Origin of the sequence: Rhodoplanes roseus, from assembly GCF_003258865.1 — a bacterium.
GTDB classification, from domain to species: domain Bacteria; phylum Pseudomonadota; class Alphaproteobacteria; order Rhizobiales; family Xanthobacteraceae; genus Rhodoplanes; species Rhodoplanes roseus.
Genome location: NZ_NPEX01000739.1, coordinates 1 through 288, shown reverse-complemented (window position 1 = coordinate 288; position 288 = coordinate 1). Strand labels below are relative to the sequence as shown.

Below are 288 nucleotides of genomic sequence, written 5' to 3'. Positions count from 1 at the left end.
CGTTCCCAGCGGTTTCGGCTGAAGGTCCCCGCGCTTCGGAAGTCTACGAGAACGTCCATGTTCTCGGCGATCTTTCGGAAGAGCAGTTCCTGCGTGTCATGACCGTGATCACGGAGTGGGTTTCGCCGGAACAGGGCTGTGCCTACTGCCACGATGAAAACGACCTGGCCGCTGAGCGGCCATACACCAAGATCGTGTCGCGTCGCATGCTTGAGATGACGCGCCACATCAATTCCGACTGGACGAACCACGTCGCCCAGACGGGTGTGACCTGCTACACCTGCCACC

Annotated in this window: 1 protein-coding gene; it reads left to right on the top strand. The window is 60.1% G+C overall.

Translation table 11 applies throughout. From position 1 onward, the window contains the following. A partial coding sequence (gene pufC / locus CH341_RS32200) for a photosynthetic reaction center cytochrome PufC (protein ID WP_146604751.1) occupies positions 1 to 288 on the top strand: 288 nt, incomplete at both ends.